Source organism: Microbacterium trichothecenolyticum, assembly GCF_000956465.1.
Taxonomy (GTDB): domain Bacteria; phylum Actinomycetota; class Actinomycetes; order Actinomycetales; family Microbacteriaceae; genus Microbacterium; species Microbacterium trichothecenolyticum.
Map to the genome: position 1 here is coordinate 105723 of NZ_JYJA01000037.1, position 21289 is coordinate 127011.

Annotated in this window: 22 protein-coding genes; 10 read left to right on the forward strand and 12 right to left on the reverse strand. The window is 73.0% G+C overall.

The features are described 5' to 3' along the window. Positions 1–43 precede the first annotated feature (43 nt). The 3 genes from cydD to RS82_RS13475 are packed head-to-tail and all read left to right on the forward strand — an operon-like array spanning position 44 to position 4381. Positions 44–1726 (forward strand): thiol reductant ABC exporter subunit CydD, encoded by a 1683-nt coding sequence (cydD, locus tag RS82_RS13465; RefSeq protein ID WP_045300279.1) that lies wholly within the window; start codon positions 44–46, stop codon positions 1724–1726. Next, a complete protein-coding gene (cydC, locus tag RS82_RS13470; protein ID WP_045300281.1) occupies positions 1723–3399 on the forward strand; it encodes a thiol reductant ABC exporter subunit CydC in 1677 nt (558 codons plus the stop codon). Before cydD ends, cydC begins: the two co-directional genes overlap by 4 nt. A 37-nt stretch (positions 3400–3436) precedes the next feature. After that, on the forward strand, positions 3437–4381 hold the full coding sequence (locus RS82_RS13475; RefSeq protein WP_045300283.1) for a capsular polysaccharide synthesis protein: 945 nt from the start codon (positions 3437–3439) through the stop codon (positions 4379–4381). Between the two features lie 11 nt (positions 4382–4392). Here the strand turns inward: RS82_RS13475 and RS82_RS13480 are convergent, their stop codons facing one another. From RS82_RS13480 to RS82_RS13505, 6 genes are all read right to left on the reverse strand, one after another. After that, complete coding sequence (locus RS82_RS13480; protein WP_045300285.1) at positions 4393–5943, reverse strand: SDR family oxidoreductase; 1551 nt, start codon at positions 5941–5943, stop codon at positions 4393–4395. A 66-nt stretch (positions 5944–6009) separates the two neighbouring features. Next, on the reverse strand, positions 6010–6618 hold the full coding sequence (locus RS82_RS13485; RefSeq protein ID WP_045300287.1) for a GNAT family N-acetyltransferase: 609 nt from the start codon (positions 6616–6618) through the stop codon (positions 6010–6012). 165 nt (positions 6619–6783) lie between these two features. Beyond that, positions 6784–7932 carry a sulfate/molybdate ABC transporter ATP-binding protein gene (locus tag RS82_RS13490; protein WP_045300288.1) on the reverse strand — a complete coding sequence of 383 codons (1149 nt, stop codon included), beginning with the start codon at positions 7930–7932 and terminating at the stop codon, positions 6784–6786. Beyond that, entirely contained in the window at positions 7929–8762 is an 834-nt protein-coding gene (locus RS82_RS13495; protein ID WP_045300290.1) for an ABC transporter permease, read from the reverse strand. Before RS82_RS13495 ends, RS82_RS13490 begins: the two co-directional genes overlap by 4 nt. Next, a complete protein-coding gene (gene modA / locus RS82_RS13500) occupies positions 8759–9565 on the reverse strand; it encodes a molybdate ABC transporter substrate-binding protein (protein ID WP_045300292.1) in 807 nt (268 codons plus the stop codon). Before modA ends, RS82_RS13495 begins: the two co-directional genes overlap by 4 nt. A 1-nt stretch (position 9566) precedes the next feature. Next, the gene (locus RS82_RS13505; protein WP_045300294.1) at positions 9567–9959 is read right to left on the reverse strand and encodes a TOBE domain-containing protein; all 393 of its coding nucleotides are present in this window, start codon (positions 9957–9959) and stop codon (positions 9567–9569) included. 152 nt (positions 9960–10111) lie between these two features. Here RS82_RS13505 and RS82_RS21865 point away from each other — a divergent pair, with 152 nt between their 5' ends. Beyond that, the gene (locus RS82_RS21865; protein WP_045300296.1) at positions 10112–10474 is read left to right on the forward strand and encodes an MmcQ/YjbR family DNA-binding protein; all 363 of its coding nucleotides are present in this window, start codon (positions 10112–10114) and stop codon (positions 10472–10474) included. Positions 10475–10498: 24 nt separating this feature from the next. On the opposite strand, the gene RS82_RS13515 is transcribed toward RS82_RS21865, so the two are convergent. Then, positions 10499–12016, reverse strand: coding sequence for a protein adenylyltransferase SelO (locus RS82_RS13515; protein WP_084695643.1), 1518 nt, complete (start codon positions 12014–12016; stop codon positions 10499–10501). Positions 12017–12226: 210 nt separating this feature from the next. Between RS82_RS13515 and RS82_RS13520 the strand changes: the two genes are divergently transcribed. From RS82_RS13520 to RS82_RS13545, 6 genes are read left to right on the forward strand one after another with little or no spacing between them, the layout of a single operon-like run. Beyond that, positions 12227–13360 (forward strand): ThiF family adenylyltransferase, encoded by a 1134-nt coding sequence (locus RS82_RS13520; RefSeq protein ID WP_045300298.1) that lies wholly within the window; start codon positions 12227–12229, stop codon positions 13358–13360. Then, the gene (locus RS82_RS13525; RefSeq protein WP_045300299.1) at positions 13357–14601 is read left to right on the forward strand and encodes a molybdopterin molybdotransferase MoeA; all 1245 of its coding nucleotides are present in this window, start codon (positions 13357–13359) and stop codon (positions 14599–14601) included. The genes RS82_RS13520 and RS82_RS13525 overlap by 4 nt, the downstream gene beginning before the upstream one ends. Next, on the forward strand, positions 14598–15089 hold the full coding sequence (moaC, locus tag RS82_RS13530) for a cyclic pyranopterin monophosphate synthase MoaC (protein ID WP_045300300.1): 492 nt from the start codon (positions 14598–14600) through the stop codon (positions 15087–15089). The genes RS82_RS13525 and moaC overlap by 4 nt, the downstream gene beginning before the upstream one ends. Then, the gene (mobA, locus tag RS82_RS13535) at positions 15086–15712 is read left to right on the forward strand and encodes a molybdenum cofactor guanylyltransferase (protein ID WP_045300302.1); all 627 of its coding nucleotides are present in this window, start codon (positions 15086–15088) and stop codon (positions 15710–15712) included. Before moaC ends, mobA begins: the two co-directional genes overlap by 4 nt. Then, positions 15709–15978, forward strand: coding sequence for a DUF6457 domain-containing protein (locus RS82_RS13540; RefSeq protein ID WP_045300304.1), 270 nt, complete (start codon positions 15709–15711; stop codon positions 15976–15978). The genes mobA and RS82_RS13540 overlap by 4 nt, the downstream gene beginning before the upstream one ends. Then, complete coding sequence (locus RS82_RS13545; RefSeq protein ID WP_045300306.1) at positions 15978–16211, forward strand: MoaD/ThiS family protein; 234 nt, start codon at positions 15978–15980, stop codon at positions 16209–16211. The genes RS82_RS13540 and RS82_RS13545 overlap by 1 nt, the downstream gene beginning before the upstream one ends. Before the next feature lie 114 nt (positions 16212–16325). Here RS82_RS13545 and RS82_RS13550 read toward each other — a convergent pair whose 3' ends face one another. The 5 genes from RS82_RS13550 to RS82_RS13570 form a co-directional block, all read right to left on the reverse strand. Further along, complete coding sequence (locus RS82_RS13550) at positions 16326–16766, reverse strand: molybdenum cofactor biosynthesis protein MoaE (RefSeq protein WP_045300308.1); 441 nt, start codon at positions 16764–16766, stop codon at positions 16326–16328. After that, positions 16766–17245: a MogA/MoaB family molybdenum cofactor biosynthesis protein gene (locus tag RS82_RS13555; protein WP_045300310.1), complete on the reverse strand. Its 480-nt coding sequence runs from the start codon at positions 17243–17245 to the stop codon at positions 16766–16768. The genes RS82_RS13550 and RS82_RS13555 overlap by 1 nt, the downstream gene beginning before the upstream one ends. 28 nt (positions 17246–17273) lie before the next feature. After that, positions 17274–19784: an FdhF/YdeP family oxidoreductase gene (locus RS82_RS13560; RefSeq protein WP_045300312.1), complete on the reverse strand. Its 2511-nt coding sequence runs from the start codon at positions 19782–19784 to the stop codon at positions 17274–17276. Positions 19785–19911: 127 nt separating this feature from the next. Next, positions 19912–20406: a signal peptidase I gene (gene lepB / locus RS82_RS13565; RefSeq protein WP_045300314.1), complete on the reverse strand. Its 495-nt coding sequence runs from the start codon at positions 20404–20406 to the stop codon at positions 19912–19914. 143 nt (positions 20407–20549) lie between these two features. Then, the gene (locus tag RS82_RS13570; RefSeq protein WP_045300317.1) at positions 20550–21236 is read right to left on the reverse strand and encodes a DUF305 domain-containing protein; all 687 of its coding nucleotides are present in this window, start codon (positions 21234–21236) and stop codon (positions 20550–20552) included. Positions 21237–21289 lie beyond the last annotated feature (53 nt).

The window sequence follows — 21289 nt, forward strand, 5'->3', positions numbered from 1 at the left end:
GCGCGTCGGCGACAGAGCGACGGATGGGTAGGGTCGAAGAGGAATGAGTGAGACGGACGCCCCGCCTCGCGTGAGCAGCAAGCCCGTGGATCCGCGGCTGCTGAAGTACGCGAGCGCCTCTCGCGGTTTCTTCGTCGCCATCGCCGCGATCGCGGCGGCGCAGACCGCGGTGATCGTCGCGTTCGCGTGGCTGCTGACGCACGCCATCACCGGAGCGATCGACGGGATGCCCCGGGCCGAACTCGCGGGGATGCTCGGCGCCCTCGCGATCACGGTGGCTCTGCGCGCCGTGCTGCTCTGGGCGCGCGAGGCCGTCGCCGCCCGCGCGGCCGCTCGGGTGCAGGGCCAGTTGCGCGCGAGGCTCGTCGAGGCGATCGGCGTGCTCGGGCCCGAGTGGCTCGGCGTCCGCAACACCGCCGCCCTCGCCGTGACCGCGGGCCGCGGTTTGGAGGCGCTCGAGGCGTACTTCGGCCGCTACCTGCCGCAACTCGTGCAGACCGTCGTCGCGACGCCGCTGATCGTCGCCGTGATGTGGTGGCAGGACTGGATCTCGGGGCTGACCGTGCTGCTCACGCTTCCCCTGATCCCCATCTTCATGGTGCTCATCGGCCTGGCCACGCGCTCGGTGCAGCATCGGCAGTGGCGCACGCTCCAGCGCCTCGCCTCGCGGTTCGCCGATACCGTGCAGGGGCTGTCGACGCTCAAGGTCTTCGGCCGGCAGCACCGGGCCGCGGCATCCATCGAACGGGTCACCGGCGAGTACCGCCGCGAGACGATGCGGGTGCTGAGGGTCTCGTTCCTGTCGGGGTTCGCGCTCGAGTTCCTCGCGTCGATCGCCGTCGCGATCGTCGCGGTGTCGATCGGCTTCCGGCTCATCGACGGACCGCTGACGCTCGCGGTCGGCCTCTTCGTGCTGTTGCTCGCGCCCGAGGCTTACCTGCCCCTGCGCCAGGTCGGCGTCCAGTTCCACGCCGCCTCCGAGGGCGTCGCCGCGACCGACGACGTCTTCGACGTCCTCGACGCCGCGCGGGCCGCGGGTGACCCGCCTGCGGGCGCGAGGGCGCCCTCCGCGCAACGACCGGCGGCCCCGGACTCGCTTCTGATCCTCGACGGCGTTCGCGTGCGCCGCGGAGACCGGATGCTGCCTCCCGTCGACCTGGCGGCCGCCCCTGGCTCCGTCACGCTGATCGAGGGACCGAGCGGCGCCGGCAAGTCCAGCCTTTTCGCCGCACTGCGCGGCGCCGCGACGTTCGACGGGGATGCCTCCTGGGGCGGCGCCGACCTGCGCGCCTTCGCACCGTCCGCGTGGCTCGCGTGGGCCGGCCAGCGGCCGGGGCTCCTCACCGGAAGCATCGCCGACAACGTCACGCTCGGCGACCCGGCGCCCGACCCCGCGACGGTGCGCCGAGCCCTCGACCTGGCGTGCGCCGGCTCGCTCGACCCGGCTGAGGAGCTGGGCGTTCAGGGCGCCGGTCTGTCGGGCGGTCAGGCCCAGCGGGTCGCGGTCGCCCGCGCGTTCTACCGGCATCTGCGCGGAGGCGCTCCGGTGATCGCGCTCGACGAACCCAGCTCGGCGCTCGATCCCGAGACCGAGCGCCGGCTGTGGCACGGCATCCGTCGCCTGGCCGACGAGGGCGCGGCGGTGCTGCTGATCTCGCACCGCACTTCGGCGCGCGCGATCGCCGACCAGATCGTACGTCTCGAGTCGAGCGAGGTGCTCGCATGACCGCGCCGGCCTCGACGACGGGAGCGGTGCTGCGCGGGGCGATGCCTCCGGCGCGGCGGTACTGGTGGGCTCTCGCCGCGGGCTTCGCGTCGGAAGCCTCGGCCGTCGCTCTCCTCGCGGTCAGCGCCTGGCTCATCGTGCGCGCGAGCGAGCAGCCGCCGGTGCTGTACCTGTCTGCCGCCGTCGTCGGCGTGCGGTTCTTCGCGATCTCGCGGGCCTCGTTCCGCTACCTCGAGCGACTCACGGGCCACGACGCGGCCCTGCGTCAGCTCGCATCGACGCGCGCCGATCTCGTACGTCGCCTCGTTCCCCTGGCCCCGGACGGACTGGCCCGCACCCGCCGCGGCTCGGTGCTCGGCGCGCTCGTGGACGACGTCGATGAGCTGCAGAACCTTCCGCTGCGGGTCGTGCAGCCACTCGTCTCCTCGGCGCTCGTCGCCCTCGGCGCCGTCGTGCTTGTCGCGTTCGTGTGGTGGCCCGCGGCGCTGACGCTGCTCGCCTGTCTCGTGGTCGCCGCCGCGATCGCGACGCTGTGGGGGTGGATGTCGGGCGCCCGCGCCGAACGCGCCATCGCCCCGGTGCGCGCCCGCCTCGCCGACGCGGTGCTCGACCACATCGGCAGCCTCGACGTGCTCACGGCCTTCGGCGCCGAGGCTCAGAGCCGGGAGCGCATCGCGCGCGCGGACGCCGACCTGCGGCGCGCCGTCGTCCGTCGCTCGGGAGCCCAGGCCGGCACCGCCGCCCTGGTGTCGCTCCTCGCCGGCGCAGCGTCGATCGCCGCGGTGCTGGTCGCCGCGCCGGGTGCGGCATCCGGTTCCCTGACCGGCCCGTCGCTCGCGGTCGTCGTCCTCGTGCCGATGGCGGTGTTCGAGGTGTTCGCGTCCGTGCCGACGGCGGCGTCGGCGTGGCGACAGGTCCGCGCGTCGGCCGAGCGCATCGCCGACGCGCTGCCGGCCGCCCCGCCCGCCGAACTCGCCCCCGAGACGGTCGAACCCACCGGCGACGCGCCGGCGCTCGGCGACGGCATCCGCCTGCGGGCGGCGAGCGTGCGGTGGCCCGGGGCCGCCGAGCCCGCGCTGCACGAGGTGGACCTCACCATCCGGCCCGGCGAGCGCGTCCTCGTGATGGGATCGAGCGGCGCCGGCAAGAGCACTCTCGCGCACGCGCTCGTGCGGTTCCTCGAGACCGAGGGCGGCTACGACGTCGGCCCGCGCTCGGTGCACGACCTCTCGCCCGACGACGTGCGGCTCACCGTGGGCCTGTGCGAGCAGCATCCGATGCTCTTCGACGAGGACATCCGCCAGAATCTGCTGTTCGCGCGTGACACCGCGACGGACGCCGAGCTCGAGGCGGCGCTCGAGCGCGTCGGCCTCGGGCCATGGCTGCGCGAGCGCGGCGGCCTCGGCGCGCGCGTCGGCGAGCGCGGCGCGCTCGTGTCAGGCGGGCAGGCGCAGCGGATAGCGCTCGCACGGGCGCTGCTGCGGGGCTTCCCCGTACTGGTGCTCGACGAGCCGACCGCGGGCGTCGACCCGGAAGCCTCCGATCGACTGCTCACCGATCTGCTCGGCGCCGTCCGTGACGACCAGGCCGTGGTGCTGATCTCCCATGTCGCCGTGCCCGACGGGCGGGTCGACCGGGTCGTGCGCATCGACGACGGACGCCTCGTCGCGTGATCCCGGCTGCTGCGGCACCAGCGCATAGGCTCGCATCGTGAGCGAAGGCATCCCGAACCCGCTGCAAGGGCTCGAGGCGCAGCTGCGGCGTGCGGACCGGTTCCGTGACGCGGTCGACCCCGTCGCGGCGATCGCGGCCTACCGCACCTTCACCGAGTTCCTCCGGCCGCGCCTGCCCGCGCTGCGCGTGGCGGCGGGACTGCCCGAACAGCCGGGCACCCGCCGGGACGGCCGCCTCATCGCCGAGAACGACGGCGCGCGCGTCGAGGTGTCGGCGCTGAACCTCTACACGTTCTGGAACACGCCTCTCGGAACCGCGCCGCCGTTGGTTCAGGCGTGCGTCGGAGAGATGACGCGCCTTCACGCCGACCTGCCGACGCCGCTGACGGTGCTGGACGGCCGCTCGGCGCGGGAGCTCGTGGAGATCCCGGATGCCGTCGCCGACGCCCTCGAGAAGGACCACCCCGCGCACTTCTCCGACTTCGTCCGCATCAGCGTGCTCGACCGGCTCGGCGGCATCTGGGTGGATGCGACCTGCTGGGCGCCGGCGCCGCTGCCGGCGGCCGTGGCTCCCCTCCTGACCGCAGGAGCGCTGTACCCGCGCTGGACCCACCGCCAGATCGGCAACTGGTTCATCGCCGCCGTGCCGGCGACAGCGCTGATCCGGTTGCAGCGGCTCGCGCTCGAGGCGTGGTGGGAGCAGGACGGCGGGATCCCCGACTACTTCCTGTACCACCGCATCTTCGAGGTGCTCCTCGATCTCGTCCCCGAGTTCCACGGGCAGTGGGATGCTGCACCCGCACTGTCGAGCGCCGCGAGCCACCTCCTGCAGCTCGGCATGATGCAGCCGTGGGATCCCGATCCGCTCCGCTTCGTCGCCGGGGCATCGATCGTGCAGAAGCTCAGCTACAAGTACGACGACGTGCCGCCGGGCTCGGTGCTCGAGCGGCTGGTGTCGGGCGAACCGATCCTCGTCCGGTGACGCCGCACGGGTCACTGCTGCGCGGACTCCGCCGCGGCCTCCGCCGTCTTGGTGATGCGCCGCGCCATCCCGGCGAAGATGAACCCGTGGAACGGGAGCACCGCGAGCCAGTACAGGCGCCCCGCGAGCCCGCTGGGGAAGAACACGGCGCGCTGCTCGTAGCGCGAGCCGCCGCGCTCGCCGTCGGGCGACGCCTGAAGCTCGAGCCACGCGAGCCCCGGCACCTTCATCTCGGCGCGGAGGCGCAGCATCCGTCCCGGTTCGAGCGCTTCGACGCGCCAGAAGTCGAGCGCGTCGCCGACCGACAGCCGCCCCTTGCTGCGCCGTCCGCGCGCGAGTCCGATGCCGCCGACGAGGCGGTCCATCCATCCGCGGACGGCCCACAGCAGCGGTGACGAGTACCAGCCGTTCTCGCCGCCGATCCCCACGATCACGCCCCACAGAGACTCGGGCGACGCGGGCGTGTGCGCCGTGCGCACGTCGGTGAACACCGCCCGCCCTGCCCAGTCGGGGTCGTTCGGCAGCGGGTCGCTCGGCGCGCCGAGCACCTCGGCATCCTGCCAGCTCGTCTCGATCGCGTCGGCCTCGACGCGACGCAGCGCGAGTCGCACCGCCGCCCGGTAAGGGGTGAGCCCTCCCTGCGGCGGCGGGATCAGTGCGTCGATCGCGTGGTCCTTGACGATGCACTCGTTCTGCAGCGACTCGACGAGCGGACGCGCGATCGAGCGGGGAATCGGGGTGACGAGGTTCACCCAGTGCGAGGCGAGACGGGGCGTCAGAACCGGCAGCGCGGCGATGGGCCGCTGCCGCAGCCCCGCCTCGACCGCGTACCCGTTCATCATCTGCCCGTACCGCAGCACGTCCGGCCCGCCGATGTCGACCGCCCGGTTCACGTCGGCGGGCAGGCGCGCGGCGCCCAGCAGGTAGTGCAGCACGTCGCGCACGGCGATGGGCTGGATGCGGTTGCGCACCCACTTCGGCGCCGGCATGTACGGCAGCACCTCGGTGAGATGGCGCACCATCTCGAACGACGCCGATCCCGACCCGATCACGACGCCCGCCTGCAGCACGATCGTCGGGACTCCGCTCGCGAGGAACGTCTCGCCGACCTCCACACGCGACCTGAGGTGCGGCGACAGCGTCACCCCGTCGGGGTGCAGCCCGCCGAGATACACGATCCGGCCCACGGCGCCCTCGGCCGCCGCCCGCGAGACCGTCTGGGCAGCGCGGCGGTCGGCGTCGGCGAACGTCGTGCCGCCCGACATCGAGTGGACGAGGTAATACAGCACGTCGACCTCACGAACCGCTTCGCCGACGGATGCCGCGTCGGTGGCGTCTCCGCGCACGATCTCGACGCGGTCACCCCAGGGGAAGGCCGCCGCGCGGGCAGGCTCGCGCGCGAGCACGCGGACCTCGTACCCGGCGTTCAGCAGCCGGGGCACCAGGCGCCCGCCGATGTAGCCGGTGGCCCCGAGCACGAGCGCGCGCGGCGCGGAGCCGTCCTCACGGGGCACAGCGGTCAGTTCCGGTTCGCGACCGGTCGGCGCCGAGACATCGTCCACGCCCGCAGACTACGGGAGCCTTCCGGCCTCCCCAACGGGTTGACGGCGGGTGCCCGAGGGCGTAGGTCAGAGGCGCGTCGCGAAGACCTGCGTGCCCTCCGGCGACGGCAGCGGCTCGAACCCCACACGCGGGTAGAACGCGATCGCGCCGGTGTTGTCGGACGACGCGACGAGGTGGAGGCCGGTCACGCCCGCTGCGCGCAGGGCGTCCTCGAGCGTCTCGATGAGGCGACGGCCGAGGCCCTGCCCCTGGGTCTCGGGCAGCAGATCGATGTGCAGGTGCGCGGGGTACGCGTCGCCGAACGGCTGCGCTCCGCCCTGGCGAGCGTACGCGTAGCGGACGATGCCGTCCTGGCGCGACGCGCTCACCGGCAGCGGCTCGCCCTGCGGCTTCGGCCAGCGCTCGGCGAACCGCGGCCACCATTCGGCCCGGAACCAGTCCTCGAACGCGGCGGAGTCCGGCGCACCGACGATGTAGCCCACGACGCGGTCGTCGCCGGTCTCGACGACGAAGGCGAACTCGGGGTGGCGTGCAACGTACGGGAGCACGAAGATCTCGGCCCAGAGGTCGTCGTCGTCGAGCAGACCGGTGGCGTCGGCGCCGGCGTCCGCGGTCTTGAGGCAGATGTCGGCGAGGGCGGGCTCGTCACCCGGCCGGAAGGGGCGGATTCGCATCACCGGCCGAGTCTACGGCTGCGCACGCACCACGCGTTCCCGGAACCACAGGGCGTTTCGTCTCGCTCGTTCCTCGCGCGCTCGACGAGCAGGACCCCCAGCACCGGTCGTTGAGCGGAGCGCGCTCCGGCGCGCGAAGAGGAGAGGCGCTGAGCCGGCGCAGGCTCAGGCCTCGACGACGAAGCGCACGTCGGCCGGGTCGACTCGCAGAGTGATCGGATCACCCGGCGCCAGCCCCGCCGCGCGGTCGGCGGTGACGTCCACCGCGACGTCGGGATCGGCGGTGCGCACCCGCACGCCTGCGGGCGTCTGCTCGAGCCGCACGATGTGCGCCGTCCACTCCCCCGCACCGCTCGGCGCTCCGTCGACGACCCGCACGTCGCTCGGCCGGAAGACGGCCGCGAGCGAAGGATGCCGCACCCCCGCCGGTAGCGGCAGCACGAGATTCCCCGCACGCCAGGCCGCAGCTGGGCCCACACGGCCTGAGGCTCCACTCGACGCGCCGGGGGTGAGTGGAGGGGCCGCGGGGACCGCTCGCCCTTCCACCCGGTTGAGGCCCGCCACCGCCGCGGCGAACCGGGTCGCCGGCGACGCGAGGACCTCACGGACGGGACCCGACTGCGTGACGCGGCCGCCCTCGAGCACGACCAGGCGGCTCGCGAGCGCCACCGCGTCGACCGCGTCGTGGGTCGCGACGACCGCCGTGGTGCCGGTGGCCGCGAGCTGCTGATGCAGGAGCGCGCGCACATCGCCGGCGGTCTCGGTGTCGAGCGACGTCAGCGGCTCGTCGAGGAGGATCGCGGCGGGCGCCGTGGCGAGCGCACGCGCCAGTGCGACGCGCTGCTGCTGGCCCCCCGACAGCTGCGCGGGACGACGCCCGCCCAGACCCTCGAGGCCGACGCGCCGGAGCCAGTCGGCGGCTCCGTCCGCGGCGGCGGCTTTGGCCGCGCCATGGACGCGCAGCCCGAAGGCGACGTTGTCGCGAGCGCTGAGGTGCGGGAACAGGCGCGGGTCCTGCCCGAGGAGCACCACGCCGCGCGACGCGGGCGGCGTGCGGCGTACGGGAGACTCGTCGAGCGTGCGATCCCCGAGACGTACGTGGCCTTGGTCGAACCCCGTCAAGCCCGCGAGCACCCCGAGGAGCGTGGACTTGCCGGCGCCGCTCGGACCCATGAGGGCGACCACTGATCCGCCGGGCACGCGCAGCACGGCATCGAGGGCGAACCCGCCGCGACGCACCACCACGCGGGCGTCGAGTCCAGCCACGGCGCCGGGTTCGGCATCCTTCCGGGTCTGCCAAGCGAGGGCGCTCATCGCGGCGCCTCCGCTCGCCAGGCGCGCACGAGCAGCAGCACGCCGACGGCGGTCACCAGCAGCAGCAGCGACAGCGCGACGGCCGTGCCCTGCGAGACGCCCGCGCCGTTGAAGGCGGTGTAGATCGCGAGCGGCATGGTCTGCGTGACGCCGGGCGCGTTGCCCGCGAACAGCGCCGTCGCCCCGAACTCGCCGATCGCGCGCGCGAAGCACAGCACGATCCCGGCGACCAGTCCCGGGGCGGCAAGGGGCAGGGTCACGCGGGCCAGGATCGTCCACCGGCCCGCCCCGAGGCCCGCGGCCGCCTGCTCGAAGCCGACCCCGGTCGCCCGAAGGGCGCCTTCGAGCGCGAGGACGAGGAACGGCAGCGCGACGAACGTCTGCGCCATCACGACGGCGGTCGTCGTGAACGGGATGCGGATGCCCCACTCCGCGAGGATGCCGCCGAGCCAGCTCGTGCGGCCGAAGAGGAACAGCATCGCCACCCCGCCGACCATCGGCGGCAGCACGAGCGGCACCGTCACCAGAGCCCGCAGCACGGCGGCCGTGCGCACGGTGCTCCGGGCGATGAGAAGCGCCAGCGGCACTCCGAGCACGACGCACACGATCGTGGCCGCCGCGCCGGTCGCGAGCGAGAGCCCCAGTGCCGACAGCGCCTGGGGCGAGGTGACGTCGCTCCACAGCGTCCCCCACTCGACCCGCAGCACGAGAGCGCCGAGCGGCAGCACGAGCAACGCGAGCCCGACCACCGCCGGCACGGCCAGAACGCGCGGCACGAACCCCGCGCGTTCCTCACGCGCGGGCGCGTGCGCCGCTGCGGCGGTGGTCACGGCGCCCCGAAGCCCAGGGCCGCGAGCACCTCCTGGCCCTCGTCGCCCACCACGAACGCGACGAACGCGTCGGCGACCTCGGGGTCCGCCGCGGCGGAGAGAGCCACGATCGAGTAGCGGTTCACGACATCCTCGGCACCGTCGACCTCGATCGCCTCGACGTCGTCGGTGGTCGCCGCATCCGTCACATAGACGAGGCCCGCGTCTGCTTCACCGGCGGCGACCTTGGTCAGCACCGCCGTCACGTTCTGCTCGTAGCTGTCGATGCTCGCCGTGACGCCGGCGTCCGAGAGCAGCGTCGCAGACGCCCCGCCGCACGGCACCTCGGCGGCGCACAGCACGACGGTGAGGTCGGCGGTCGCGAGATCGTCGAGGCTCTCCACGCCGCCCGGGTTGCCGGCGGGCACCACCAGTACGAGCGTGTTCGTCGCGAACAGCTCCGGGCCGGACGCCAGCTTCTCGTCGACGACCTTCTGCATGTTCTTCTCGTCGGCCGACGCGAACACGTCGACGGGAGCGCCCTCGATGATCTGGGTCGCGAGCGTCGACGAGCCGTCGTACGTGATCGGCTGGACATCGACGGACGGATGCTGCACCTCGAACTCCGTCGCCAGTTCATCGAACGCCGCCTTCAGCGAAGCCGCCGCGTACACCGTGAGGTCGCCGGCGAGCTCGGGCTCGGCCGACGTCGTCGGCACCGACGTCGCGGCCGGATCCTGATCGGCGCCGGTCGCGCAGCCGGTGAGCAGCAGCGCGAGGGAGGCGAGGACGACAGAGGTGCGCACAAGCGCGGAGCGCGGCATGTCAGCCTTTCGGGGTTTCGACGATGACGTTCGTGGCCTTCACCAGGGCGACGGCGAGGGAGCCGGGCTCGAGATCGAGCTCGCGCACCGCCTCGGACGACATGAGCGAGACCACACGATGCGGGCCGGACTGGATGTCGACCTGCGCCATGACGCCGTCGATCTGCACACGCGTGACGAGTCCGACGAACCGATTGCGGGCGCTGGAGAGCACGTCGCCCGGATCCTTCGGCGTCGCGGCCAGCCCGACCGCGTGCGCCGCGAGTGCGTCGCCGGGGATCTCGATCGGCGATGCCCCGGTCGTCGCCAGCGTCCCCGCGTCCACCCACCGCCGGACGGTGTCGTCGCTCACGCCGAGAAGGCGCGCCGCTTCGGCGATCTTGTAACTGCTCACGCCCTCACGCTAGCACCGCAGATGCGGACCTATCTCTTCGAATTCTCCGCAGCTGCGGTTCGGGCGTGGGGCGGCGGAGCGTGGCGGTGAGTTCCCGGGGATGTTCACGCCGAGGCTCGCCTCCGAACCGATCGGGCGAGGATACTGAGGGGGTGACCCCGGACGACATCCGCGCGTACTGTGCCGCGAAGCCGGGAGCGTGGGAGGACGAGCCCTGGGAGGACGACCCGGTCTTCAAGGTGGGTCCAGGCGAGCGCGGGAAGATCTTCGTCTTCCTCGGCGATGGCAGCTCGATCGGCGTCAAGGCGGCGACGACGCGTGACGAGGCCGACGATTGGCTGGCGCGCTATCCCGACGACGCCACCGTCGCGGCGTACATCGGGCGCTCCGGCTGGAACCGGCTCAGAACGGGCGGCGGCATCCCCGACGACGAGCTGCGCGAGGCGATCGACCGTTCCTACGAGCTGGTGGTCGCAGGACTGCCGATGAAGTACCGCCCGCCGGAGATCGAGTAGGTCCGGGCCGCGTTGGGCCCGCGATCACGTGCCGCAGAAGGTGCGATGCCGGGCCGTGCCTTCAGGCGCCGGCCGCGCGAAGCGCCGGTACTCGCTCCCGGCCCGCTCGGTGTACGGGTCGCACAGCAGGTCGAGCAGCCGCTCGAAGGGCGCGAGATCCCCGTCGGTCGCTGCCTGCAGCGCCTCCTCGACGATGTGGTTGCGGGCGATGTACAGCGGGTTCGTCGCCCGGATGAGGGCGGCGTCCGGCGCCAGCGCCGACCATCGGGCGAGCCACGCGTCGAGCCTGGCGACCGGTCCGAGGAAGCGATCGCGCAGCGGCTGCCGATCCTGCTCCGCAGCCGCCGCGAGATCGCGCCAGAACCCGGTGAAGTCGACCCCGTGGTCCGCGAGCAGGTCGAGGGCGCCCTGGGCGAGCTCGGCGGCGAGTTGCTCGTCGATCCGATCATCCAACCCGAGCTTGTCCCGGAACGCCGCGGCCCAGTACGACCGATAGCGCCCGTCGAACGTGTCGACGATCTCTCTGGCCACCGATGCGCCGGCCGCGGGATCGTCTGCGAGCAGCGGCGCCAGGGCGTCGCCGAGCCGCTCGAGGTTCCATCGCATGATCGAGGGCTGCCTGTCGTAGGCGTAGCGGCCGAGCTGGTCGATGGAGCTGAAGTACGCACCGGGTTCGTACGCGTCGAGGAACGCGCAGGGACCGTAGTCGATGGTCTCCGCCGACACCAGCACGTTGTCGGTGCTGAGGACGCCGTGCACGAAGCCGGTGCGCATCCAGTCGACGGTGACGGCCGCGACCGCATCCACGATCCCGTCGAGCAGCGCACGATACGGATGATCGGCGCCGGCCGCCGCCGGGTGATGGCGTGCGATGACGTGATCCGCGAGCCGGCGCAGCAGCTCGGAGTCGCCCTGCGCGCGCACGTACTCGAACGAGCCGAACCGCACGTGGCTCGACGCCGTTCGGGCAAGGACGGCGCCGGGAAGCACACGACCGTCATGGTCGCGAGGAGCACCGGTGGCCACCACGGCGAGCGCCCGCGTGGTGGGAACGCGCAGCGCGTGCATCGCCTCGGCCATGAGGAACTCGCGAAGCATCGGCCCGACCACGGCGAACCCGTCGACCCGCGACATCGACGTGGGGCCGATCCCCTTCACGTGCACATCGCGCAGTCGTCCGGCGCGGTCACGCCGCTCACCGAGGAGCGCCGCTCGACCGTCGCCGAGGATCGGCTTGAAGACGCCCCACTGATGCCCTGCGTACACCTGGGCCACGGGGACGGACCCCGACCCGAGCGACTCACCGGTCAGGAAGCGGCCCCCTTCCGGCGAGCGCAGGTAGTCGGGGTCGAGGCCGAGTTCGACGGCGACCTCGTCGTTCAGCACGAGCACCCGCGGCCGCGGAGTCCGGACGGGAGCGACCGGGCGGGAGAGCTCCGGGAGAGCCTCGGCCCATACTCGTTCGAGCGCCGGCGGTTCCCGTCCGTCGACCCGCACGACCGCGCGGCCTGTCCGCGCCACGACACCCACCACGTCACCCATGAACGCAGGCTAGGCCGCACGCCCGTCCCCCTGGACGGAACATGACGTCGTGCGGCCTCGCGCGTCGCCGCATGACGTGCTCGCCGCGCAGCCGGTCTCGGAGCACAGTAGGCGCCATGCTCTGCCGCCGCCGGCAGATCGCTGAGCAGGACTGATCGGAGCTGCCGAACGACCGGCCTGCGTGCGCACGGGCGCGGCTAGCCTGAGGGCATGGCTTTTCCCCCGCTCGTCGAGCCGGTCGCCGAGCTGACCGACTCCGAACGCACGCGCACCGCCCGTCACCGTGTGCTGGCCGGCTTCGGCGAGATCGCCCAGCGCCGGCTCGCCGCGGCGCACGTCGCCGTCGTCGGAGCCGGCGGTCTCGGCTCTCCCGCCGTGCTCGCCCTCGCGGCCGCGGGGGTCGGCACCATCACCGTGATCGACGACGACCTGGTCGAGGCATCCAATCTCCAGCGCCAGGTGATGCATCGGGTGAGCGATGTGGGGGCGCCGAAGGTGGACTCGGCGGTGCGCATCGCCGCGGACCTCTCACCCACCACCGTGGTGCGTCCGGTGCGGGAGCTGCTCACGACCGACAACGCGGCGGACCTCCTCTCGGGCGCGCACATCGTGGTCGACGGCACCGACACGTTCGAGACCCGCGAGGCCGTCGCCGTGGCGTGCGAGCAGCTGGGCGTGCCCCTCGTGTGGGGCGTCGTGCAGGAGTTCCACGCGCAGGTCACCGTCTTCTGGTCGGCGCCGCCCGCCGGAGAGCGACCGATCAGACTCGCGGATCTGTACCCGCCGGACGCCGGGCGCGAAGCACCGTCGTGTGCACAGGTCGGCGTGCTCGGCTCGCTGTGCCTGCAGGTGGGGTCGCTCCTTGCGACCGAGACCGTGAAGCTGATCACCGGGGTCGGCGAGCCGCTCCTGGGCCGCGTGCTCGTGATCGACGCGCTCCGCGGTCGCACCGACGAGGTGCCGTTGCGACCGGCGGTGGATGGCACCGCTCCTGCACCCACGGCAGGGGCATCGACCCGAGGCGATGCGGCACCACTCCCCGCCATCCCGCAGCTGTCCCCCGCGGAGGCCCTGGCGGCGCAGCGCGCCGGCTCGATGCTGCTCGACGTGCGCGAGCCCTTCGAGACGGAGCGTGGCGTCATCCCGGGTTCGGTGCTGCTGCCCCTCGGCGACGTGCTCGCCGACCCGTCGCGGATCAGCGCGCCGGCCGTGGTCGTCGTCTGCCAGGTGGGAATGCGCGCGCAGCGCGCAGCGGCTGTTCTGCGTGACGCCGGGGTCGAGGCATCCGTCCTCGCCGGAGGCATCGACGCGTACAACCGTGACATCAGCGCGGTGCACGCGTGAGCGGGCTCCGCGCCGTCGAGGAGCAGCTCGCCGACGTGCTGGCCGCCGCCCAGCCGCTGCCCGCTGAGCGCATCCCTCTCGCCGACGCCCACGGCCGAACGCTTCGCGCACCGGTGCGGGCGGCCGTCGACATCCCCGTCTTCGACAACTCCGCCATGGACGGCTTCGCCGTGCGCTTCGCGGATGTCGCGGATGCTGCCCCCGGCGCCCCGGTGACCCTCCGTGTCGTCGCCGACCTGCCTGCCGGAACCGCCGCCGACCCGAAGCTCGCACCCGGCGAGGCCGCCCGCATCATGACGGGTTCCCCCGTCCCCACCGACGCCGACGCGATCGTGCCCTTCGAGGACACCGCCGGCGGACTCGCCGACTCGCTCGGGTCGATCTCGGTGCTGCGAGCGCCGCGCGCCCTCGGCGCGCACGTCCGCCGCGCGGGAGAAGACGCGCGTGCCGGCGACGAGGTGCTCCCCGCGGGCGTCGTGCTCGGTGCGTTGCAGGTCGCGGCGGTCGCGGCGTGCGGCGTCGCGGTAGTCGCGGTCGCGCGCCGACCGCGGGTAGCCGTGATCTCGACCGGCAGCGAGCTGGTCGAACCCGGGGCGCCACTGCGCCGCGGCCAGATCCCCGAGTCGAACAGCGTGCTGCTCGCCGCACTCGCCGCCGACGCGGGCGCCGAGGTCGTGCGGCGCGCGAGCGTTCCCGACGAGCCGGGCGACCTGGATGCTGTGCTGGCGGAGGTGACCGATCCGAGGTCACCGCGGTCGGCGGAGGTCGTCGTCTTCTCGGGCGGCGTGAGCGCGGGCGCCTACGAGGTCGTCAAGACGACGCTTGAGAGCACGATGACGTTCTCGAAGGTCGCCATGCAGCCGGGCAAGCCCCAGGGCTTCGGCCGCCTTCCCTCGGGCGCGCTGCTGTTCGGTCTGCCCGGCAACCCGGTCAGCGCCGGAGTGTCGTTCGAGGTGTTCGTGCGACCCGCCCTGCTGCTCATGCAGGGTCGCCGGGTGCGGGATCGCCCCGTTCTCACGCTGCCCGCGGCCGCGGACTGGCGCACTCCGCCGGGCCGGCGGCAATACCTTCCCGTCACCATCGACCGCACCGACCCCGGGGCGTGGCGCGTGATCCCCGCGACCTCCGGCGGATCGCATCTGGCCGGAGGACTCGGCCGCGCCGAGGCGTACGCCATCGTGCCGGCCGAGGTCGACGCCGTCGCAGCGGGCGACCTCGTCGATGTCATGCTGATCTCATGAGCACCGAGCAGCCGACGTTCACACACCTCGACGAAGCGGGACACGCCCGCATGGTGGACGTGACCCTCAAGCAGCCGACGGTGCGCTCCGCCACCGCGCGCGGGTTCGTCCGGTGCGCCGCGAACGTCGTCGCCGCGCTGCGTGACGGCTCGGTGCCGAAGGGCGATGTGCTCGCCGTCGCCCGCATCTCGGGCATCCAGGCCGCCAAGCGCACCCCCGAACTGCTGCCGCTGGCCCACGTGATCGGCGTGCACGGCGCGACGGTCGACCTCGCGATCGTCGACGACGGTGTGAGCATCGAGGCGACGGTGCGCACCGCCGACCGCACCGGCGTCGAGATGGAGGCGCTCACCGCGGTCTCGGTCGCCGCGCTCGCGGTCGTCGACATGGTGAAGGGCCTCGACAAGGGAACCTCCATCGAAAACGTGCGCATCGTGACGAAGACCGGTGGCAAGAGCGGCGACTGGCATCGCCCGGACGAGGCATGACCCCGACTGAGGGCGGCCTCGGCGCGATCCTGCTGGCGGGCGGCCGCGCGTCCCGCGTCGACGGTGCGGCGAAGCCGCTTTTCGACGTGGGCGGGCGCACTCTGCTGGCGGCAGCCGTGACAGCGGCGACGGATGCCGCCGCCCGGCCGATCACCGTGGTGGCGCCCGTCCTCGACAAGACGCTGCCGGTCGACTGGGTGCGCGAGGACCCGCCGTTCACCGGACCTGCGGCGGCCGTCGTCGCCGCTCTCGCCTCCTGGTCGGAGGACGACGACCCTGCGTGGACGCTGGTGCTCGCGTGCGACCTCCCGGGCACCGGCGCCGCCGTGCGTCGGCTCGTCGACGACATCCCGCTCCTCCCCTCCGACAGCGACGGCGTCTGCCTCGCCGACGCGTCGAGCCGGCCGCAGTGGCTGATCGGCGCCTATCGCACGGGCGCGCTGCGGGCCGCAGCATCCGTTCTTCCCGATGCCGGTCGTGACGCCCCCGTCCGCGCGCTGCTCGACGATCTCGCGATCACGGTCGTGGTCGCGCCCGACGACCTGACCCGCGACGTGGACACGTGGGAGGATCTGGAGGAGGCCCGGAGAAGGGCCGAGCACGCACCGGAGGAGCCGTCATGAGCGAGCAGTCCCGCACCCTTCCGCCCGAGGCCCTCGACGCGTGGGCCGACGCGCTGCGCGAGCGGTTCGGCCTCGCGCCGGAAGAGCTCCCCGTGGCCCTGATCCTCGACCTCGCGCGCGACGTCGCGCTGGGAGTCGCACGCCCGGCGGCGCCGTTCAGCGCGTTCGCCGCCGGTCTCGTCGCCGGTCGCGCCGGCGGCTCGCCCGAAGACACGGCGGCCGCTGTCGCCGTGATCACCGCGATGGCGAACGAGTGGGAGGTCTAGTGGCCGTCGTCCGATACTTCGCCGCCGCCCAGGAGGCGACCGGCCTCGACACCGAACGCCGCTCGGAGCCCACGCTGGGCGCGCTGCGCGACGCCGTTTCGGCGGCCTACCCGAGCCTCGGCGGGATCCTCCCCCGCTGCGCCGTGCTCGTCGGCGGTTCGCGCGTCGACGATGACACCCCCCTCGGCGCCGACGAACTCGTCGACGTGCTGCCGCCCTTCGCCGGCGGCTGAGGGCCCCGACGGCGCGCAGAGCATCGGAGATCTCCGGCGACACGGCGGGGACGGATGCCTCGACCCGGCGTGGCGGCGGTGGACTCCGATTCTGTGCTCGGCGCTCCGGTGGGCTCAGCCGCCGAGGCCGAGCCAGGTCGCGGTGCCGTCGGCTTCGACCTGACGCTTCCACACCGGGAGGTCCGTCTTGATCGTCTCGATGAGCGTGCGACAGACCTCGAAGGCCTCCGCTCGGTGCGCCGAGGCGACCGCGATCACGACGGCGGCATCGCCGACCTGCAGGGTCCCGACCCGATGCGACACCGCGACGAGTGCTCCGGTCGAGCCGATGGCGGCCGCCGCCAGCTGGGAGAGCGTGGCCTCGGCGTCGGGGTGGGCGGAGTATTCGAGGGCGACGACGGCGGTGGCGGCATCCGGATCGTGATCGCGCACGCGCCCCACGAACGTGGTGACCGCGCCCATGTGCGCGTCGTCGACGGCGCGCAGGTGGGCGTCGAGATCGAGCGGCTCGGCGCTGATCGCCGCGATCCGCACGGCATGGGTCGACACGGCCATCAGTGGTCGCTCCCGCCGAGCTGGTCGAGCACGTGGCGGGCGACCGACACCACCACCGGCATCCCGGATGCCACGCCCCCGGGGGATCCCGGAAGGTTCACGACGAGCACGCCGTGGGGGTCCACGACGCCGGCCAGGCCGCGCGTGAGCATTCCCACGGGCTTCTCGGCGGCACCGCGGCGACGCAGCTCCTCGGAGATGCCGGGGATATGGCGGGTCACCACGCGCGCGGTGCCCTCGGGCGTCTGGTCGCGCGGCGAGACCCCCGTGCCGCCGGTCGTGACGATGAGCTTCACGCCTGCGACGACCTCCGCCGTGAGGGCGCGCTCGACACTGTCGGCGCCGTCGGGGACGACGACGGCATCTGCGCAGTCGAAGCCGGCCTCGCGGAGCGCGGCGACCGCGAGCGGTCCGCTCTCATCCGTCCGCGAACCCGCGGCCGAGCGGTCCGACACGGTGACGACAGCGGCTCGGGTCATGCGTCCAGCCTAGGTGCGCACGCGCGGATCACGCGCGGCGCTCGAGCCGGACGATCACCGACTTCGACGTCGGCGTGCCCGAGACGTCGGCGACCGAGTCGAGCGGCACGAGCACGTTCGTCTCGGGATAGTACGCGGCGGCGTTCCCCCGCGGCGTGCGGTAGGCGACGATGCGGAACTCCTCGGCACGGCGCTCCTCGATCGTGCCGTCGGGGCGCGTCCACTCCGACACGAGGTCGATGACGTCGTTCTCCGTGAACCCGAGCGACACGATGTCCTTCGCGTTCACGAGCACCACACGTCGGCCGCCGTGGATGCCGCGGTACCGATCGTCCTTGCCATAGATCGTGGTGTTGTACTGGTCATGCGAGCGGAGGGTCTGCAGCAGGAGCCGGCCGCGCGGGATCACCGGGTACTCGAGCCGGTTCACCGTGAACCGCGCCCTGCCGTCGACGGTGGCGAACCGGCGCGCGTCGCGCGGACCGTTCGGCAGGTGCAGCGTGCGCCCCTTGTCGATGCGTTCCTCGTAGTCGTCGAAACCCGGGACGACCCGCTCGATGTGCGAGCGGATCAGCGCGTAGTCGGCCTCGAGCGCCGCCCAGTCGGCCTGAGGGACGTTGGACGGATGCTGCACCCCCACGGGATCCGGACGCTCGCCCTCCGCCGCGCCGTGCTCGGGAAGCCCGTGGTCGGTCCCCGGGTCGGCACTCCCCCGCGCGGCTGCGACGAGCGGAGGAGAGGTGAGCACGGGAGGAGCGGATGCGGCGAAGTCGTCCTCCGCTCGCGACATCTCCCCCGCTCGTGGCGCCGTCGCCGCGGCATCCGCGGCCCCGAAGATCAGTGCGCTCAGCCGTGCCACGATCGCGACCTCGCTGAGCAGCTCCTCCGACGGCGGGGCGAGTCGCCCGCGCGAGGAGTGGACCGCGCCCATCGAGTCCTCCACCGTGACCCGCTGCTCGCGTCCGCCGCGGCGGTCGCGGTCGGTGCGTCCGAGCGTCGGCAGGATGAGGGCGCGGCGGCCGGTGACCACGTGCGATCGGTTGAGCTTCGTCGACACGTGCACGGTGAGCCCTACCCGGGCCATCCCCGCCTCGACGACGGCGGTGTCGGGCGTGGCCGAGACGAAGTTGCCGCCCATGCTCATGAAGAACCGCACCTGCCCGTCGCGCATCGCGCGGATCGCCTGGACGGTGTCGAAGCCGTGCTCGCGCGGAGCGGCGAACCCGAACTCGGCGTCGAGCGCATCGAGGAACGCCGCCGAAGGCTTCTCGTAGATCCCCACCGTCCGGTCGCCCTGCACGTTCGAGTGCCCGCGCACCGGGCAGACACCGGCGCCGGGTCGCCCGATGTTGCCCTGCAGCAGCAGCACGTTGACGACCTCGCGCAGCGTCGGCACGGAGTGCTTGTGCTGGGTCAGCCCCATCGCCCAGCAGACGATGGTCGCCTTCGAGGTTCGCACCGCCTCGCCCACGCGGCGCAGCGCCTTCTCGGGCAGACCGGTGGCGGTGACGAGGTCTCGCCACGGGGCATCCGTCATCGCCTGACGATAGGCGTCGAAACCACTGGTGTGCGCCGCGATGAAGTCGTGATCGAGCACTCCCCCGTCAGAGGCTTCGGCCTCGAGGAGGTGCTTGCCGATGGCCTGGAACAGCGCCTGATCGCCGCCGAGCCGGATCTGCACGAACTCGTCGGCGAGCTTCGTGCCGCCGAACGCGACGCCGCGCACCGTCTGCGGGTTCTCGAACCGCATCAGCCCGGCCTCGGGCAGCGGGTTGACGGCGATGATCGTCGCGCCGCGCCGCTTGGCCTTCTCGAGGGCCGACAGCATGCGGGGATGGTTGGTGCCCGGGTTCTGGCCGGCGACGATCAGCAGGTCCGCCTCGTGGACGTCCTCGATCGAGACGGTGCCCTTGCCGATGCCGATCGTCTCGGTGAGCGCCGAGCCCGACGACTCGTGGCACATGTTGGAGCAGTCGGGCAGGTTGTTGGTGCCGAGGCCGCGCACGAGCAGCTGGTAGAGGAACGCCGCCTCATTCGACGTGCGTCCCGACGTGTAGAAGACGGCCTCATCGGGGTCATCGAGGGCCTTCAGCTCGTCGGCGACGAGTGAGAGCGCGTCGTCCCAGGAGATCGGGCGGTAGTGTGAAGCCCCCTCGTCGAGGACCATGGGGTGGGTCAGCCGGCCCTGCTGCCCGAGCCACCAGTCGTCATGGGCGCGCAGCTCGTCGAGCGAGTGCGCGGCGAAGAACTCCGGACCCACGCGGCGCAGCGTCGCCTCCTCGGCGACCGCTTTGGCGCCGTTCTCGCAGAACTCCGCGATGTGGCGCTTGTCCTCCTCGGGCCACGCACAGCCGGGACAGTCGAAGCCGTCCTTCTGGTTGACCCGCATGAGCGTCTGCACCGAGCGCATGACGCCCATCTGCTCGTTCGCGATCTCGAGCGCGTGCAGCACCGCCGGCACGCCCACCGCGACCTTCTTGGGTCGCGACGCGCGCAGGCGGGTCTCATCGATGTCGGCTGTCGGGGGCTTCGTCGCCATACCTCCAGGCTATGCCTCGCCCGACGCCCCGGGGCGGCCCCGCCCCTCGATGTTCGTTCGTCACAGATGTACGCGGGAGCAGGACGCACGGATGCTGCGGGCCGGCGGATCCGCACGAGGCGGGGTCTCAGCCGCCCCACCAGAGGCGCACCGTGCCGCGGAGGTCGCCGAGCGGCACGGCGCCGTGACCGGGCTCGGACACCGAGAGGCGCGAGTCCGCCGAGCCGGCGCGGTTGTCGCCCATGACCCAGACCGCACCGTCGGGCACCGCGACGCGGAAGGGGATGTCGCCGCCCGGGCGCACCTCGCCCGCGTAGGGCTCGTCGAGAGGGTGATCGTTGACGAGGAGCCGACCGCTGCCCGCTTCGCAGCAGATCACGACATCCCCACCGACGCCGACGACCCGCTTCACGAGGAGCGTGTCGGGCGTGCCCGACCAGCCCTCGCGGTCGACGACGAGGACGACGTCGCCGCGCGCGGGCGTGCTCCAGCGATCGAACACGACGGTGGCACCGCTGTGCAGGGTCGGGCTCATCGAGTCGTTGCGAACGGTCGCGACGCCGAAGGCCGTGGCGATCACGAGCCCGAACACGACGGGAGCGACAACCGCTGCGATGGACACGAGCCTGCCCCGCCTGCCGTCGCCCCGCCTGCCGTCGCCCCGGCCGCCGTCGCCCCGCGTCGACGGGTCGGCCGCGGAATCCCCGGATCCGACCCGATGCGAATCGCCCGTCGAAGCCCGATCGGCCTGTTGAGCGACCGGGGTCACGACGCCTCGGCGAGCAGCGCGGTCATGGCGGCGACCTCGCGCTGCTGTTCGACGAGCACGTGCTTGCCGGAGTTGCGGACGAACGCGTTCGATCCCTCACGGACGGCGTTCTCCGCCATCTCGAGCGCACCCTCGTGGTGCGCGATCATCAGCGCGAGGAACATCCGGTCGGCGGCGACACCGTCGGCCGCGTCCAGTGCGGCCAGCTGCTCGGCGGTCGCCATGCCTTTCATCTGCATGTGCGCGTGATCTCCGCAGCCGGTCGGGATGGTACCGGCGGCGGCCTGGGCAGCATCGTGACCCTGGTGGCCGCCGGCCGACCCCTCGGCGGGAATGGCGCCGCGCCACGCGGTCTGCCAGGCACGCATCGTGTCGATCTCGGCGGTCTGGTCCGCGACGATGAAGTCGGCGAGCGCCCGTGTGCGCTCGCGCACACCGGGGGCGCCGAGCACCAGGCGGCTCAGCTCGAGCGCCTGCTCGTGGTGCGGGATCATGCCCTCGATGTAGCAGTGGTCCTCGAGGGTCGGGTAGGCGGCGGTGGCGGCATCCGTCATCGCTCCTGAGGCTGCCGCCTGCGGAGCCGAGTCCTCCGGCGTCGTCAGCGCGAGCGCGACGGCGGTGGCGCCGACGACCACGGTCGACAGGGCCAGCACGACGCCGAGCGCGGCGATGCGATTGCGCATCAGGTGTCCTTTCGGGTCGGATGCCGCGTCCCCGGCGGGTGCGCCGAGGGAGG